Origin of the sequence: Hymenobacter sp. AT01-02 (assembly GCF_000961955.2) — a bacterium.
GTDB lineage: Bacteria > Bacteroidota > Bacteroidia > Cytophagales > Hymenobacteraceae > Hymenobacter > Hymenobacter mucosus.
The window spans coordinates 1-15,591 of record NZ_JZIR02000036.1 but is presented as its reverse complement, the minus strand read 5'-3'; the positions used below and the strand labels follow the sequence as shown (position 1 = coordinate 15,591).

The 15,591-nt window shown below is 55.3% G+C and carries 14 protein-coding genes and 1 pseudogene; 9 read left to right on the top strand and 6 right to left on the bottom strand.

What is annotated here, in order from left to right; all coding sequences use genetic code 11:
• From VI25_RS12870 to VI25_RS25180, 5 genes are all read left to right on the top strand, one after another.
• On the top strand, positions 1 to 760 hold a 760-nt coding region (locus VI25_RS12870; protein ID WP_152981608.1), incomplete at its 5' end, for an FAD-dependent oxidoreductase.
• An 81-nt stretch (positions 761 to 841) separates the two neighbouring features.
• A complete protein-coding gene (locus VI25_RS12865) occupies positions 842 to 1,735 on the top strand; it encodes a cyanophycinase (RefSeq protein ID WP_052695171.1) in 894 nt (297 codons plus the stop codon).
• A 264-nt stretch (positions 1,736 to 1,999) separates the two neighbouring features.
• Positions 2,000 to 4,138, top strand: a complete 2,139-nt coding sequence (locus VI25_RS12860; RefSeq protein ID WP_045688289.1) for an FUSC family membrane protein — start codon at positions 2,000 to 2,002, stop codon at positions 4,136 to 4,138.
• Positions 4,139 to 4,240: 102 nt separating this feature from the next.
• Positions 4,241 to 5,116 carry an MFS transporter gene (locus VI25_RS12855; RefSeq protein ID WP_055562551.1) on the top strand — a complete coding sequence of 292 codons (876 nt, stop codon included), beginning with the start codon at positions 4,241 to 4,243 and terminating at the stop codon, positions 5,114 to 5,116.
• Between the two features lie 238 nt (positions 5,117 to 5,354).
• Positions 5,355 to 5,525: a hypothetical protein gene (locus tag VI25_RS25180; protein WP_161806939.1), complete on the top strand. Its 171-nt coding sequence runs from the start codon at positions 5,355 to 5,357 to the stop codon at positions 5,523 to 5,525.
• Positions 5,526 to 5,532: 7 nt separating this feature from the next.
• On the opposite strand, the gene VI25_RS12845 is transcribed toward VI25_RS25180, so the two are convergent.
• The 3 genes and pseudogenes from VI25_RS12845 to VI25_RS25625 form a co-directional block, all read right to left on the bottom strand.
• Entirely contained in the window at positions 5,533 to 7,485 is a 1,953-nt protein-coding gene (locus VI25_RS12845; protein WP_045688287.1) for a 7TM diverse intracellular signaling domain-containing protein, read from the bottom strand.
• Between the two features lie 137 nt (positions 7,486 to 7,622).
• Positions 7,623 to 8,380: pseudogene (locus VI25_RS26895) on the bottom strand (alpha/beta hydrolase family protein).
• 1,465 nt (positions 8,381 to 9,845) lie between these two features.
• A complete protein-coding gene (locus tag VI25_RS25625; protein ID WP_045688286.1) occupies positions 9,846 to 10,022 on the bottom strand; it encodes a hypothetical protein in 177 nt (58 codons plus the stop codon).
• 147 nt (positions 10,023 to 10,169) lie between these two features.
• On the opposite strand from VI25_RS25625, the gene VI25_RS12825 reads away from it, so the two are divergent.
• The 4 genes from VI25_RS12825 (at position 10,170) to VI25_RS12810 (ending at position 13,499) form a co-directional block, all read left to right on the top strand.
• On the top strand, positions 10,170 to 10,415 hold the full coding sequence (locus VI25_RS12825) for a hypothetical protein (protein WP_045688285.1): 246 nt from the start codon (positions 10,170 to 10,172) through the stop codon (positions 10,413 to 10,415).
• Between the two features lie 62 nt (positions 10,416 to 10,477).
• Positions 10,478 to 11,197, top strand: a complete 720-nt coding sequence (locus VI25_RS12820; RefSeq protein ID WP_045688284.1) for a hypothetical protein — start codon at positions 10,478 to 10,480, stop codon at positions 11,195 to 11,197.
• Positions 11,198 to 11,199: 2 nt separating this feature from the next.
• Positions 11,200 to 12,366 carry a hypothetical protein gene (locus tag VI25_RS12815; RefSeq protein ID WP_055562549.1) on the top strand — a complete coding sequence of 389 codons (1,167 nt, stop codon included), beginning with the start codon at positions 11,200 to 11,202 and terminating at the stop codon, positions 12,364 to 12,366.
• Positions 12,367 to 12,446: 80 nt separating this feature from the next.
• Positions 12,447 to 13,499 (top strand): DUF3089 domain-containing protein, encoded by a 1,053-nt coding sequence (locus VI25_RS12810; RefSeq protein WP_161806938.1) that lies wholly within the window; start codon positions 12,447 to 12,449, stop codon positions 13,497 to 13,499.
• Between the two features lie 95 nt (positions 13,500 to 13,594).
• Here VI25_RS12810 and VI25_RS12805 read toward each other — a convergent pair whose 3' ends face one another.
• Genes VI25_RS12805 through VI25_RS12795 form a run of 3 tightly spaced genes read right to left on the bottom strand, consistent with a single transcriptional unit; the run spans position 13,595 to position 15,161 of the window.
• On the bottom strand, positions 13,595 to 13,957 hold the full coding sequence (locus VI25_RS12805; protein ID WP_045688281.1) for a hypothetical protein: 363 nt from the start codon (positions 13,955 to 13,957) through the stop codon (positions 13,595 to 13,597).
• A 41-nt stretch (positions 13,958 to 13,998) separates the two neighbouring features.
• Complete coding sequence (locus VI25_RS12800; protein WP_045688280.1) at positions 13,999 to 14,421, bottom strand: hypothetical protein; 423 nt, start codon at positions 14,419 to 14,421, stop codon at positions 13,999 to 14,001.
• 41 nt (positions 14,422 to 14,462) lie between these two features.
• Positions 14,463 to 15,161 carry a carboxypeptidase-like regulatory domain-containing protein gene (locus tag VI25_RS12795; RefSeq protein WP_045688279.1) on the bottom strand — a complete coding sequence of 233 codons (699 nt, stop codon included), beginning with the start codon at positions 15,159 to 15,161 and terminating at the stop codon, positions 14,463 to 14,465.
• Positions 15,162 to 15,591 lie beyond the last annotated feature (430 nt).

The following is a 15,591-nucleotide window of genomic DNA, read 5'->3' as shown; positions in this document are numbered from 1 at the left end:
CCGCGTGCCGAAGGGTTCCGTTACCAAAGCCTTGTATTGGGACACCGCCGACCCCTACCACTACATTCGCCTGCAAGAGGTAGAGAACACCGACTACGACCTGCTCATTGTAGGTGGCGAAGACCATAAAACGGGTCAGGAAGAAGACCCCGAAGACCGCCTGCGCTGCCTGGAGTTTTGGGTGCGTGCCCACTTCCCTACGGCCGGCGAAATAGAATACCGCTGGTCGGGGCAGGTGATGGAGCCCAGCGACGGATTGGGCTATGCCGGTCGTAACCCCCTGGATGAAGATAACCTCTACATCATCACCGGCGACTCCGGGCACGGTATGACGCACGGTACCCTGGGCCCTCTCATTATTACTGACTTGCTATTGGGCGCCGAAAACCCGTGGGCTAAACTCTACGACCCCGGCCGCGTAACCGTACGCTTCGAATCGGTGAAGGAATTTGTACGCGAAAACGTAAACGTAGCTGCCGAGTACACCGAACTGCTCACTGGCGGCGATGTAAAGACGGCCGAGGAGGTAGCGCCCGGTACGGGTGCCGTACTACGCCGCGGTCCTACCAAAGTAGCAGTGTACCGCGACGAGCAGGGCCAGGCACACGAGTGCTCGGCCATTTGCCCGCACTTAGGCTGCGTGGTGCACTGGAATAGCCTCGAAAAAAGCTGGGACTGCCCTTGCCACGGCTCCCGTTTTACGGCCTTAGGAGAACTACTAAGTGGCCCTGCCAACTCCAACCTGGCTTCCCTGAGTTAGTAGCCCACGCCTCCATAGTTTCCTTTCTCTCACTTTTGCAAGGGCCACTCACAGATGGCTCCTGCTCCGTATGCGCTGTATATGGCTACCTCCCGCAAAAAATCCACTGCTTCCCAACAATCTGCCTCGGCTCACTGCCCGCATCCGCAAGGAGTGCTTATCCCCATTGGAGGGGCTGAAAAGCAGGGCGTTGACAATAAAGAGCACACAGCACCCGACGACATGGCCTCCGAGCCAGTGCTGCACCGCTTTGTGAAAGAGCTTACCCTAGGGGGCACCGTGCTAGTGATTCCTACCGCCTCGGAAGCAGCAGAAGAAGCCGGCCAAGAGTACGTCGATATCTTCAAAAACCTCGGTGTTAGCCAGGTCAACGTACTGAACATTCAAAGCCGTGAGCAAGCCAACTCGGAAGAAAGCCTGCGCCTGCTGGAAGAAGCAGCCGGCATTATGTTCACCGGGGGAGACCAGCTGCGTTTGACGGCCTTACTAGGAGGAACCAAGCTGCAACGCCGCATCAAAGAACGCTACACGTACGAGCGGTTTGTGGTAGCTGGCACCAGCGCTGGCGCCGCTGCCATGAGCACCCCCATGATTTACCAGGGGCGCAATGACGCGGGCATGCTCAAAGACGAAATTCACATTACCACAGGTCTTGAGTTTTTGCACGACGTAGCCATTGACACCCATTTCGTGGCGCGGGGCCGTATCGTACGCATGGCCCAAATTGTTGCTACCAACCCGGCCTGCATCGGGTTGGGGCTAGAAGAAAACACCGGGGTCGTTATTACGGAAGGCCGCGAACTAGAAGTGATAGGGGAGGGCCTGGTGGTTATTGTAGATGGCCTCAGCTGCTCCTCTACCAACATCCATGAAATTGAACCCGGTGAGCCCTTTACTATCCGCGACTTAAAAGTGCACCTGCTTAGCCACGGCGAGCGGTACACGCTGCCTATCATTGAGCAAATGCATGTATAAGGCTTCCGGTTTACTAAAAGCCTGCCGTTGCTTCCACCGTCGTTTCGAGAGCCGCTTCATCCTGCCGGGCAGGGTAGGCGGCTCTTATCTTGCTAGGCGCTACACTAGGGCCAGGCATCGGGGAGAGGTAGAAAACAGGAAAACTTCTAGGCTCACCAGTTTTTAAGAGAATTTCTACCGGGCCGAGGTCAGCAGCAGGCGCGGTCCTTGCGTATAGGTCGGCGGATTACCACCTTGCCGCCTCGCCGCTGTTGCCGTCCCCCAATGTCTGCCGATACCCGCTCACTACGTTATTTTTTTTCTAGCCAGGACTTTTCCGATGGATTGCGCACCACGCTCACCGTCTTGATTCCGGGCGTGCTGCTCGGGTGGATGGGGGAGTTGGAAACCGGCCTGACTATGTCGTTGGGGGCCCTGTGTATGAACCTCATCGACCAGCCCGGCCCCGTGGTGCACAAGCGCAACGGTATGCTGGCGGGCTTGGTATTGCTGCCGCTAGTGGCTCTGCTGACGGGATTGGTGCAGCCTTACTGGTGGCTGCTGGGCTTGGAAATAGGAATACTCAGCTTTGGGCTGACGATGTTTCTGGTGTACGGTGCCCGCGCTGGGCAGGTAGGTACGGCCGGTCTGCTGCTCATGATTCTGATGATGGAGCGCAGCTTCACGTTGCCGCAGCTGCTCCATTACACCAGCGTCATAACCATTGGGGGGCTGTGGTACATGGCCGTGAGCTTGCTTACCTACCAAATTCTGCCGTATCGCCCGGCGCAGCAGGCCTTGGGCGAGTCCATTCGGGCTGTGGCTAACTTTCTGCGCCTAAAGGCGGAGTTTTATCGTACCGGTACGAGCCTCGACGATGACTATCGCCGCCTGGTGGCCCAGCAAGTAACGGTAAGTGAAAAGCAGGATGCCGTGCGCGAACTGCTGTTTAAAACCCGCCAGACCGTAAAGGAGTCGACGGGGACGGGGCGGCGGCTGGTACTCACGTTCGTGGATGTGGTAGACCTCTATGAGCACATCACCGTGACGTACTACGACTACGCCGCCCTACGCACGCGCTTCGGCGAAACCGGCATCCTAAGCGTCGTTGCCGACATGGTGGAGCTACTGGCGGCCGAACTGGAAAATATTGGTTTTGCTATTGAAGCCAACCACGGCTACCGGTCCCGCATCAACCTCACTACCTCTTTAGAGCAGCTAAAGGCACGCATTGATGCCCTGGAAGACCCCCGCCAGCCGGGGCATACCTTGGTGCTGAAGAAGATACTGGTGAACCTGCGCAACCTTACCCAGCGCCTCCAAGATGTGCTGGCTTACTTTGATGCCAGCGCCCCGGCGCCTACCAACCGGGAGTTGGAGTTTGGCCGCTTCGTGTCGCACCAGAGTTTTGATTTGGACGAGCTGCGCGACCACCTCACGCTCACTTCCGGCATCTTTCGTCACGCCATCCGCATGATGCTAGCCAGTTTGGTGGGGTATGCCGTAGCAAAGCTGGTAATGCCCGGCCACCACAGCTACTGGATTCTGATGACGATTCTCTACATGCTGAAGCCCGCGTACAGCCTCACCAAGCAGCGCAATGTGCAGCGTGTGCTGGGTACGTTGGTGGGCGGCGTTATTGGGGGTTTGGTGCTGTGGCTGGTGCCCAACCGCACGGCCTTGGTGGTGCTGTTTGGGCTGTTCATGCTCGTGGCTTTCAGCTTCCCCCGCCGCAATTACATCGTAACAGTCATCTTCACCACTCCCTTTATTATTATCCTGTTCAATTTCATGGGCCTGCATTACTTGCAGGTGGTAGAGGAGCGCGTGCTGGACACTGTAACGGGCTGCCTGATTGCCTTCTCCACTAGCTATGTTCTATTTCCGAGTTGGGAATCAGATCAGTTGCAGGACTACATGAAAGGAGTGTTGCGCGCCAATTTGCGCTACCTGCAAACCCTGGCCGAAGCTCTCACCGGCTCGCCTATTGCGGTAGTAGAATATAAGCTGGCCCGCAAGGCGGTGTACGTGAGCTCGGCTAACCTGGCGGCGGCTTTCCAGCGCATGATGTCGGAGCCCCGGGGCAAGCAGCACCGGCCCAGTGAGGTACACGAGTTTGTGGTGCTGAATCATATTTTGTCGTCCAACGTCTCATCCATTACCTCCGGCATGCTGGCCGGCCCTGACCAGCGCCCAGCGCTGCCCGGCGCGCTCCTGCGCCCAGTACGCCAGGCCCAGCAAGCCCTGCACCGCAGTTTGCGCCGCCTCGATCCTGCCGAGCCCGAGGCCCCCGCAATTGCCCCCGACGCCGTGGCCCGTCGTGCCGAACCACCTGCCACCGATACCCATCTTACCGAGCAGTTAGACTTCATTCAGAAGATCAGCAGCGACATTGGCAAGGTGACGGAAGAAGTACTAAAGTAAGTAGCGCGCTACCTAGCACGTGCGCGGGGCAGAGCTAGCGGCAATGGCGTAAAAACCAGTACCTTTTGCTTCGGTTACTGCCTGCTGTTAGGACACTATCTTGTGAAAAATCTTGTGCTGCGTGAAAGTACTGGCCTACGGTACTTTACTTTCTTCTATCTGTACGTGATGCAGGGCGTGCCTGCCGGGTTTGGCCTTACTGCCGTGGTCAACTACCTAATTGGGCGTAACTTGAGCCCCGCAGTGGTAGCATCGTTTGCGGCGGCAGTAGGGCTGCCCTGGGCCATCCAATTTGTGTGGGGGCCGCTCATCGATAAGTATCAGTACTCCATTATTGGTCACCGCAAGCAATGGGTGGTGCTTACGCAGCTAATAGCCGCGCTGGCTTCGCTAAGCCTGCTACTGGTGCACGACCCTGTAGCGCAGCTCCCGCTGATGACGGGCGCCTTTGTGGTGCACAGCATCTTTGCTTCCATCCAAGATGCCAGCGTTGATGCCATTGCCATTGCGGTAGTACCCGAAGCCGAGCGAGGGCGCGTCAATGCATTTATGCGGGGCGGCATGCTGATTGGTGGTTCGGCGGGTGCGGCGGGCCTCACGGCAGTGCTACATCACTACGGCTTTTTCTGGGCGGCCCTGGTGCAGTCGGGGGTGTTGCTGGCCCTCACGGTGCTTACCTTCTTCATCCGCCTCGACCGTACCGATACGCTGCTACCTGTGCGCGCGCAGCGGGCATCTGCTGCGGCCCTCAACGCCGAAAATCCGCCCGTAAGCTGGCTGTTTCGGGAGTTGCTGCGGGCCATTACCGAGCGGCACACATTGCGTTTGTTTTTGGTGGTTGCGCTGGCTTACATGACCCTGAGCGTGTTTGGCTGGGCCTATTCGTATCACCTTATTCAAGAGTTGCACTGGTCCGATCAGCCGTATCCGTCATGCAAGGTAGTTGGGGTAGCGTTGCCACGCTTGCGCTCATTATAGGCGGGGGCATCGTAGCTGATCGGGTGGGGGCTGCCTACTTGCAGCGGTGGGTGCTTGGCACATTAGCAGCGTTTCTGTTGCTATTTTGCAGCCTGAGCTTGTTTTGGCACTACACCCCCGTTGCTACCCTTGGGCTTCTATTCTGGAACATGGCCGATCCGAGCCTGAGCGTGGCTGCCCTGCCTTTGCTCATGGCTTTGTGCCGCCCCCAAATTGAGGCTCCCAGTTTACTACCTATATGGCGCTGGTAAACCTGTCGGGGGTAAGTGGTTCCTACCTTACCGGCTGGGCCCTTACGTGGGTAAAGGCACCTACTTTAGGGCTGCTGTGTGGCTTGTTGCTGCTTGTATTATTTGGCGTGTTGCAATGGCTGCGCCGCCAGCCCGCCGCAGTAGCTACCCATACCTAGCAAAAGGTTAGCTGTTTGGCGGAGCTACCTCACAGGGTAGGCTCACCCGCACACAGGTACCGTCCGAGGAAGTGTCGATATGGAGTTGGCCGTGCAAGTACTCTGTGCGGGCCCGCACACCCCGTAGGCCAATGCCGACTTTGGGTTTGTCGTCGCTAAAGCCTTGGCCATTGTCTGCTACTACTATCTCCAGCGAGGTGCGGTGGCGGTGCAGTTGCACTTGTACCTCCGTGGCGCGCGCATGCCGTACCGCATTGTTGAGTAGTTCCGCCGCAATCCGGTAGCCTGCCTGCTGTAAGGAGGGCGGTAGTTGGTCGGCTCCCTCGTCGCAGATGGTGTGCACTACGGGCGTACCATATAGATTAATCAGCTCGCCCAGGGAAGCAATAGATTCCGTTAGGCTGCCCGGCCCCAAGTGAGCGGGAATGAGGGAGTGGCTATACGTGCGTACATCATCGCGCAGGTGGCGCAGCAAGAGCTCGGCGTGCTTACCGGCTGCTGCCGCTGCTGTTGAGGTAGTAAGCGCCTCCCGAATGGCCGGCCCCTGCCAAGCCAAGTGCAGGGCGGCTAGGTTGGGCCCCAAGGCATCGTGCAGCTCGCGGGCCAGTTGCTCCCGCTCCTCCTCCTGGGCTGCAATGAGGCGGGCACCTAGGGCATTGCGCTGATGCAGCTGCCGGATGCGCAACACGGCATTCTGACGCAGAGTGTGGCGGAAGCGCCCCGTCAGCAAAGCACTCAATACCAGTAGTTCAAGCACTAGTCCCCACGCTAACGGGTTTGGGTAGATGGGGTTGAAGCTGCTTAGGCCAACGTGGTTGCTCCAGAATATAGCGAAGCCGGTGAAAAAGAAAAGGTAGGTAAGCGCGTAGTATCCCGCCAGCCGCCGCCAGTGCCGAGACTGAGCTACCGTTAGTAGAGTTATCCAGCCGTAGGCGAATAGGCTTAGAAGTACCACCTCACGAGTAAGATTCAGCACCTGCAACAACCTCATGCTATGCTGTGCCGCCCAAGGCGCTACTACGGCGTAAAGCACCACGAACCCACCTGCAACAGCGGCTAGCCCATTGCCGACTCGGTGGAGACGGGGCCAGCGGCCCCGCAAACGCAGAAACAGTTGCATAATGCCGATACCTGCCGCCGCCGCCAGCACCATAAAATTGAATTGCCCTACCGTCCACACTAGTTGGTAAGCAGTAGTGGGTAGCAGCATGGCATCTAAGCCATCCTCCATCATCAGAAATACCGTGACGCAGGCCACGTACGTCACGTACCACAAGTGAATCCGGTCGCGCAGGAAAGCGAAGAGGACCAGGTTGAACAGGGCGCTGCTGAAGTAGAAGCCAAGTAGCCACACCCAGTGTCGCTCAAACGGAAAATTCATTTCCCAAGCCAGAAAATGCTCGGTGGTTTCAATGTAGGTAGGTAAGTACAGCGCCCCCGCGTGCAGGTCGATGCGCAGGTAGAGGGTTGCTGTTTCGTTGGGCTTAAGCGCAAATGGAAAGCTAAGGGAGCGGGCCGGAAACGTACGTGCCGCCGCCGGTAGCCAAGAGCTAGCGGCTCCTAGCCGAGTGAAGTGGGTAGTGCCTTGAGGCCGACAATACAGGGCCGCGCTATCCGCGAAGTTGAAAAGGCTCCACAAGAAGCGGAGGCGTAGCGAATCTACGTTGCGCACCATGAGCCGTATCCACACCCGCTCATGCCGCAAGCCTAGGTTAAGCGTCTGGTGCCAGGGTCCCGATTGAAATTTACCGGCGCGCCACTGGGCTTCCGCGTGCTCCGGGTTGATGGGGGTAGCAAAAGGCTCGGTGTAGTACTGGTAGGCCTCCGAAACGTGAGGCCCCTTGGGGTCTTTCAGTAATAAGGTGTCAGGCAAAGCTTCCGGTGGCAGAGCTGCCCAGCTAGGCGCACTCGCCACCAACGCCCAGCCCAGTAGAAAGACGGTAAGGAGACGTAGCCACATACAGTAGGAAGGTAAGGGCCAAAGAAGTAACTATATAGATCAATATAAATTTTAATAGCTAAAAAAACACTCGCCCACGGAGCAGTTACACTAGGCAACTGCTCCGTGGGCGAGATAGGTAGAAACCCAGCAACTATTTACTTCGTGGCTTGGCCTTCGGGCTTTAGTGTGCGGCCCAACCAATCAAAGAATACTCGGTTCCAAAGCACCGAATTCTGAGGCTTGGAAATCCAGTGCCCCTCATTGGGAAAGTACAGAAACCGGCTTGGGATGCCGCGCAACTGAGCAGTGCCAAAAGCTTCCATACCTTGGTCTTCGGGTACCCGGAAGTCTTTGCCCCCGTGAATTACCAGTATGGGGGTATCCCACTTTTTGGCAAACTGCTGTGGGTTGAAGTCGGTGTAGCTCTTGTTTAGTGTTGCGTCCCAAGGGGTGCCCTTCATGTCGTAGTTGGCGAAGAACATTTCCTCTGTGGTGGGGTACCAGCTGGTAAGGTCGTAGAGGCCGGCGTGGGCAATAAACGTCTTGAAGCGGCCTTCGTGCTTGCCAGCCAACTGGTACACGGAGTAGCCACCGTAGGAAGCACCCACGCAGCTAGGTGCGCCTTATCCACGTAGGATTCTTGGCTTAGGGCATCTATGGCAGAGAGATAGTCCCGGATGGGCTGCCCACCCCAATCGCCCGAGATACTATTGTTCCATTCCGTGCCAAAGCCGGGCAGGCCGCGCCGGTTAGGCGCTACCACTATGTAGCCGTTGGCCGCCAGCAGCTGAAAATTCCAGCGGTAGGAAAAGCTCTGCGTAATGGGGCTTTGGGGGCCACCCTGGCAGTAGAGTAGGGCCGGGTACTTCTTGCTAGGGTCGAAATCAGGAGGATAGATAACGTACACTTGCATCTGCTTGCCGTCGGTGGTTTTCACCCAGCGCGCTTCCGTTTTGCTGGTTTTCACGCCCGCTAGCTCCTGCTCGTTGATGTTGGTGAGGCTGGTTTCTCGTCCGGATTTTAGGTCGAGGCGTACTAAGTCAGCGGGTAGCGCTTGGGTGGTTTTGTTGGCAATAGCTACATCGTTGGCAGCTAGCTCGAAGGCGTTGTAGTTCTGGGCACCCCTAGTCAGCTGCTTAAGCTTGCCGCCCTTGCTTGGGATGGAAAACAGTTGCTCGGTGCCCTGAAGCACACTCAGGAAGTAAATGGTTTTGCCATCAGCACTCCACCGAATGTTAGCTGCGGCCTGCTCCGAGCCGTTGGTAATGTCTTCGCGCTTCTTGGTTTTGAAGTCGTATACCACAATGCCGTTGCGGTCCGATTCGAAGCCGGGGGTAGCCATGCTCAACCACGCCACTTTCGAGCCGTCAGGTGAGAAAGTCGGTTCCGTGTCGTAGCCACCCAATCCCTCACTCAGGTTCTGGGTTTTACCTTCCCGAATGTCGTAGAGGTAAATATCGGAGTTGGTGCTTTCGGCCTCGGCCCGGCCGGTAAGCTTACGCGAGGTGTACGCTAGGCGGTAGCCATCAGGGGCGAAGGTCAACTGTTCCGAGCCGCCCAGGGGCTGCAGGGGCGCGTCAAACTTCTCGCCGGCCATCACGTCCTTGCCATATCCGGTCGGCCGGCCGTCGGTGCCGAGGGGTTGGAAAAATACGTGTGTGGATTTAAAGTCGTCCCAGGCGTTCCAGTGCCGGTAGTTTAGGTCGTCAATGATGCGAGCATCAGCCTTGGGCAAGTCGGGGTACCAGTCTTGCACCGATTTGCCCGTTTTTACATCCTGCGTGTAGAGAATGAACTTGCCGGAAGGAGCGTATTTCAGGTTGGACAAGCCTTGCTCGGGAAATTCGCTGAGCTTCTGCTTCCCCGAGCCATCGGCATTTATCACGTAGAGCTGGTCGCTCCCGCCTTCGCCGGAGAGAAAGGTTAGTTTGCCATCGGGGCGCCAGTTTAGAGTGTTTTCTGAAGTAGGCGTGGTCGTGAGCTGTCGGGCCGTGCCACCAGCCACTGGCACCACCCAAATATCGGTATTGCCGGTGTTTTCGGCCAGGTTATAGCGCGTCACGGTGTAGGCTACCGTCTTGCGGTCCGGCGACACCTGCATTTCGCCCAGGCGTCCGAGCTTCCACAGTAGCTCGGGCGTATACACATTTTGTTGGGCCGCCGCGGCCAGCGGCAGGAGTGCCAGCGCGGTCAGGAGAGGTTTGTTCATGAATAAAGCAACCGTGTGGTAAGAGCCGCAAGGTACGCAAGCCCCCGCACAGGCGGCTGCACCCGTTCTGCGTAGGTCACAAGCAAAAAGCCCCCTGCCAAGGGGCAAGGGGCTTTTTCACAGTCATCTTTTTGTACTCTGGTAAAAGGCCAGGAGCTACTCGGTACAGCTAGTTCTTTCTGCCCGAGCCGCTTTTCTTTCCACCGCCGTCTTGCTTATTGACGGTGGCCCAAGCACGCTTTTCGGCTTCTTCTTCCGAAAGACCGCGCTTCTCGTAGCTTTCTTCAATGTGTTCGGCTTGCCGCTTCTGCTTGTCGGTGTAGGCCGATTTGTCTCCTTGTGGCATGGTATAGCAAAGGTGAAGGGTGCAACAACAGAAAGGAATCTCTGTTCGGTAATACGCGGCCAGCCCAGGCGTGTTATGTCGAGCTTGGCCCATTGGGAACAGGGTGTTGCCTATCTTCGCCCATTCAATTTGCTTATTTCGCTTCCTATGCGCCAGCTCGCCATCATTCCGCACCCCGAGGCCAAAATCACCCTGTTCTCTTGGAACGGCAAGTATCTCATCAAGCTGGAAAAAGGCTCCCTGGAGCAAACGTACAAGGTGAGTGAGCTAGACCTGACGAGTGAGGACGACATTCATACTCTGCTAGACGATGAGTTTGTGCAGGCGGCGGTGCGGCGCTTCCGCGAGATGCAGCAAGATTTGCAGGCTTCCTTCGACCGGCACGGAATCTGATAGCAGCGGCCACGACGACTTCTTGTCGGTCGGCATTTGTTTTCCACGCGTATGTATACTGTATGAAAAAGCTTCTTTCCTTCCTCTGCGTGCTCTTGCTAGCTGGCGGCGCCGCGCGTGCCCAACTCTACGATGCACGCACGAGCAGTGTCAACTTTGAAAAAAAGGAGCGCGAGGCCGTGAAGGTGCAGGTAGAAGGCTCTGCCCAATGGACGCGCGACTTTTGGCAGTCGTGGCTGAAGGACACCTATAGTATAAAGCTGAAAGGTGATGGAGTATTTGGAGTAGGCAAGAAGGATATCCTGTCGGCTAAGCAAGTGCCCATGTCGAGCGTGTCGGGCAAGCTGCTCGATCTGTACTCTACCGTCACTTCCCCTTCCGATTCGGTATCGGAGCTATCGGTGTGGGCTTCGTTAGGGTCCGATACGTTTATTACGTCTGGCGGCACCCCTTCCGAATTTAGCTCCCTGCGTAGCATCACCCAAAGCTTTGCCGCCGCGGCTCGCCTCAAGTCCTACCGCGAGCAAATTGAGGAGGCCGAAAAAATGCTGCGCGATTCTGAAAAGGAAAAAGATAAGTTGGAGAAAGAACGGGAAGCATTGGCCAGCACTACCAAGAGCAACCTGGAGAAGATAGAGCAGCTAAAGCAGCAGAACGAAGCTAACAAGCTGAAATCAAGCGAGGATTCCGTAAAGCTCCTCGATAACGCCCGCCTACTAGAGTTACGTAAAGCCCAATTGCAACGCCGTCGCGACCGGCTCACCAACCTTGACCGGAAGTAACCATGGATAAAGACGCTCTCGATACCCTCCGCCAACTAAAGGAATGGCTGGATGCAGGTACCATTACTCAGCAGGAGTTTGATACCCTCAAACAGAAGCTCATATTCAATAGCGACGCTGCTAAGCCTGCTACTCCGCCCATTGCACCCATTGCTCCGCCGTCAGCTTCTGTAGCTACCCCTGCAGGACCTCCTGCGGCGCACCCTTCCGAGCCAACCTTCATTCCGCCGGTAGAGGAGCCCCTGTTGCCCCCCCTCGTGCACCATCCAGTAGCTCCTACCTCCAGCGCAGGCACTCCCGCGCCGCCCTACGCAGCTTCCGATTTTACACGCCCAAGCGAAGCTAGTCACCTAGGAAGAACTTCGCCAGCATCCGACGAAGCTACCTTTACCTCGCCTACTACCTATCAGGAGGAAGACTATGTGGCCGACGAGCCTTACGTTGCGCCCGCCAAAAGCCCCTTAGCGGCCATCCTGATTGTGGGTGGTATTGTAGCGCTGCTAGGGTTGGTAGCCTATCTAATGTTCGGTGGCCGCGAGTCGGAGCGCCTAACCAGTACTACTCTTACCGCTGCTGATACGCTGGCAGTGCAGCCCGAAGCTGGCCCGCAAGCCGAGCAAATTGATCTGCCACCCGCTGCCGCCCCTGAAACGGTGCGCGTAGCACCCGTAATACCTGTAACGCCCAGTGATTCGGTAGCGCAGCCTAGCACTGCCCCCACAGAAGAAACAGCTCTTCCGGCGCCTGCGGTGCCTGATGCCGTTGCTGGACAAGCTGCGGAAGCACGGATTCAAAGTATACTGAATGCGTACTACACCGACATGCAAGCCGCGCCCTTCGCGGCTGCCACGTATTTCGCGCCCAAGGTAGAGCGGTTTTACACCATGCAGAACACAACTCCTGGGGCTATCAATGACGAGCTCACGAAATCACACTTTCCTGAGTTTTTAGAAGCCGAAAGCCAGATTGAGCCGGGCACTCTCAAGGTGAGTGAGCCCGTAAATGATGGCTCTCGCGTGGTTACGTACCTAGAAAAGAGTAAGGCGTTGCGGCAGTCCATGCAAAAGCACCAGCAGACGACTGCACAAGTGCGGGTTCGCTTCGACCGAAATTTTAAGATTATCTATCTGCGCCAGGAGAAGCTGCTCGAAAACACATTTAGCGAATAAGATAGTTGCCCTTTTATCTGCTACCCGTATCCTGCAACCAGGAGCGGGTGGCTGTGTTTATTGCCCCAATGCTACCCTTCTTGTCTACTCGTTATTCCCGGCTTCCTCTACTATCAGTAGGAATAGTGGGACTGACTTCTTGCCTCTCGGTTATCAAACCTACCCATGATTTCGCAGTTAGGCCACAGCCTGAAGCGCCCGACTACCGCATGGAGGATAATTGGGCCGCCTTACCCGATCGGCTTGACTCAGCCGACGCAGTGCCTCGCCACACGTTGTTACGTGACCGGCAGCGCGATGCTCCGGTGGATGTATTTTTTGTGCACCCAACCACGTACTTTGGTCGTGGGCACTGGAATGCCAATCTGGCTGATGAAAAGGTAAACTACTTCACCAACAATACCTCCATGCGCAAGCAGGCCTCTGTATTCAACAGCACGGCCCGCATTTACGCACCGCGTTACCGGCAGGCCACGCTGTTTTCTTTCTTTGACGAAAAATCGGTGAATGGGAAGGACGCGCTAGACCTGGCGTACAGCGACGTCAAGGAGGCTTTTCAGTACTATCTCAAGCACTACAATCATGACCGACCTATTATTGTGGCCGGTCATAGTCAGGGAACCTACCACGCTACCCGCTTATTGCGCGAGTTTTTTGACAAAGACCCTAAGCTCCGTCGGCAGCTAGTAGCAGCCTACCTTGTTGGCTATAAAGTAAAGCCGGAGGAATACCAGGTGTTGCGTCCTTGTGAAGATTCTACGCAAACAGGGTGCTATGTCTGCTGGAATGCCGTGGAATGGGGCAACGAGTATCCTCCGTTTGACGGCGGCGTAGCCGTCAATCCCTTGACGTGGACGCGTGATACAGTTACGGCGCCAGCGTATTTGAATCTAGGTGGTGTGCCTAATAGCTTCAATAAGGCCGATAAGCGGATAGTTGATGCCAAAGTACATAACGGGTTAGTCTGGATTCATCCGCCCCAGCGCGAGGGGTATCCTCGCTTCCTGCTTCCTGGCCGGCCTGAACTACGCCACTCCTTCCATATTGCCGACTATAGTCTATTTTACTACAACATCCGGCAAAATGCCGAGGCTCGAGTGCGTACCTACCGTATGAAAATGGGGCGAGGGTAATGATGCTTTCTGTGGTGCGTATCTGTAGTTCAGCCAGAGGGTACTAAAAAGCCCCGCTAGTGACACTAGCGGGGCTTCTTGATCTATAGAGAACCTTAGTTCAATACCGAAGTCTGGCCTTTCAGGATCTGGCGAGCAACTGCGAGGTTCGTGTCACGGGTGTTTACTGCCAGATAAATGAATTTGTCACCAGTAGGCGAAAGCTTAATCAGGTGCAGCTGATCGGTTAGGGTCAGCAGGATGTCCTGCACCGTTTGATTCAGCTTCAATGCCTGGATGGCCTTTAGCTTCTGCTTTACCACTTCCGTGTTGTAAGCAGCCGCCGTATCGATATCGAAATCGGAAATATTAGAGTGTGAAGCGAGGGGCATGCCCGTTTCAGTTTCTACTACGGCTACGGCCAGTAGGGTGGGGAGCTCCTCAAGGATTTCTTTAACGGCTTGTTTTGGGCTTGACATGAGTCAAAAAGTTGAAAAGTTGTAAAAACAGTTGGTATATTTTATGAGGTATGCCGGCGCAAAATCTCCCAGGCCATGCCCAGATTTGTGTCAGCAAAGCGAACTGCAATGAAGCAGTACCATTGCCCGTTGTGCATCGGGCGCAAGGTGTGCAGTTGATCCTCTAGCATCACCGTGATGTCGGTCAGTGAGCCGCTGGGCATATTTCGCGCGGCTAGCGTATCAGTTGTCAGGCGAAGCAGTTTCGCGTAACGCAAGCTGATCTGGTTAGGGTTAAGCGTCGTCGCTGTAGTATAAGAAGCTAATACCCGCCCAGATTGTGTTTCTACCACGCAGGCCAGTAGAAGTTCAGGCATATCACCTAAAAGCTTCTCTAGGACGGTTCCGGCTTGTGTTCCTGCCGCATCCGACGTGCTGACTGTGATTTTTCGAATCTTGGGTCTGTTAAGAAAAGGAATATTCATCTAGTAAAAAAAGCGGGACATCTACCCAGCCCATAACTAGCCTAGAACTGCCACCAATGATGCTTTTTGGTTTTGCCTTCGCGAGGTAGCAGGGTCACGTTGTACGTGCTACGGCCATTGAGTTGTACTTCCTCTTCCTTGTAGCCGCCATAAGCGTACTGCAAGTTGTTTACCTTATTGGCTGCCACCAAAATGGTGTAATTGCCAGCCTTATCGGTGCTAACGCCACGACCGTTCACGCGGTCCAGAACGGTAGCGCCTACCAAAGGCGTGCCATTTTCGTCCAAAATACGACCACGCATTGTTACAAAGCGCACAGCAGATGCGGAAGAGGCAGACGTATTTGCATCTGCAGTCATTGCTGTAGTTGCATCAGCTACGGCTGGCAGGTTTTCAGTAGGCGTTGTAGCCGTAGGAAGGTTAGTGCCAGCGAATACGGCGCTACCAATAAGGGCACTACCAGCTACCAAAGAGGCGGCCCGGCGACGGAAACGCTGCGGCTCGGTTCGAATCATATCGAACTGGCGCTGCACCCATCCAACTGGGCGAACTTGGTGACCTTGCTTTTTCATTTCATAAAAACGAAGCAGCGTAGCGTCAGCATGGTTGCTATTCATTTTCATGAAAGCATCTACTGCCTCCGTGTTTTCAATTGATAAATCGCCACGTAAGTAAGCGTCCCGATATACGGGCAGAAGCTCACCCGTAGTCGGATGAAATGGGTTAGCGCTTAGCTTCATATTATCTTGTACAAAAGGTGTGGGGTAGGACGGTGGGCATATTATTGGACTATGCCGGTGATACAAAGGTGGGGCGCTGATTTTGAAATAAATAGCGCCTTCCTGGCATTAAAGAATAAGTCCTATTCACTAGTTTTCGTCTAATTATGGTGATCAACCGACGAAAGGCATATTATTATCAGTAAATACCGGAATATAAAGGATGAAAAAAATCTAAGCCCACTGTAATATTCTTAGAAAATAACCAGTCCATTCTATGTTTGGGATATGATGTTGGTACATAGTATAGGAGGCGCCGAGGCTTTTCTGCTTAATAATAAGCAATTAAGCTCGTCAGTAGTTGGTTGTGTAACCTGAATGGTAATCCTTTTCTCAATATGGGAATGGGTCCTGAATAGATCAGGCTAAGCCTTGAGCTAGACAAAAAAGA